Origin of the sequence: Frankia sp. AgKG'84/4 (assembly GCF_023242965.2) — a bacterium.
Lineage (GTDB): Bacteria > Actinomycetota > Actinomycetes > Frankiales > Frankiaceae > Frankia.
Genome location: NZ_JALKFU020000864.1, coordinates 1 through 909, shown reverse-complemented (window position 1 = coordinate 909; position 909 = coordinate 1). Strand labels below are relative to the sequence as shown.

At 76.2% G+C, this 909-nt stretch carries 1 protein-coding gene; it reads right to left on the bottom strand.

Translation table 11 applies throughout. The features are described from left to right. Positions 1–909, bottom strand: a 909-nt coding sequence (locus MXD58_RS25715) for a hypothetical protein (RefSeq protein WP_250610283.1), incomplete at both ends; no start/stop codon positions are given.

The following is a 909-nucleotide window of genomic DNA, read 5'->3' as shown; positions in this document are numbered from 1 at the left end:
CTCCACAGCAGGTCGCTCACCCGCGGCAGCGGCCTGCCGGCCCACACCGCGCGCCGGTTCCGGGGCGGCGAGGTCGGCTGCCTGCCCGCCGCTGCCCGCACCCCCCGTGCCCGGTCGCCGGCGGGCGTCGCCGTCCGCGTCCTGGCCGTCCTGGCCGTCCTGGCCGTCCTGGACTTCCTGGACTTCCTGGACTTCCTGGACTTCCTCGCCCGCAGCGAGAATGCCCAGAGGTGGCGTGCTCGGGGCCGGCGAGCCCAGGGCCGGTGACACCAGGGCCGGTGACACCAGGGCCGGTGAACTCGCCGCCGTCGTCCCGATGGGCTGGGCGCCGGTGTCCGGCGGGGTGGCGGCGTTCTCGGCGGGTCGGCGCCGGGTCCGCGCGCGGCGACGAAGCGCGCGGTCCAGACCGCGGTCGAGGGGGGCGGCGTCCGCGTGGACACCGAGTTCGGGCGCCGTCACCTGTCCGATCGGGTCGATCTCAAGCCTCCACCGCGTCATCCCGAGCCGGCCGACGATGAGAATCCGCAGCTCGGGACGCTGTTGGACGAGCCGCTCCAGTCGTGGCAGCTCGTCGTCGTCGAAACCGGCACACACCAGCACGGTCAGCCCGCCGGTCGGCCGGGTGCTCAGGTCGCTCGTCCGCTGGGGTGCGCGGTCCGGGGTCAGCGGACCGTCGAGCAGATCGAGTGCTTCGCGCAGCGACGGTCCGCGGTAACCGGGCAGGAGTCCCGCCGTGACCGACAACCGCACGCCGCCCACCGTGGTGAGGCCGGCGGCGAGCTGCGCGGCGATCGCCGCGGCGAGTCGACGCGCCCGTGCGGGCGGCCCCTCGATGGTCCCGACCGCCGGGAGCGCGGCGAGGTCCAGCAGGGCCAGGGCACTGCCCCCGCCCGCGACGAGCCCCACCGC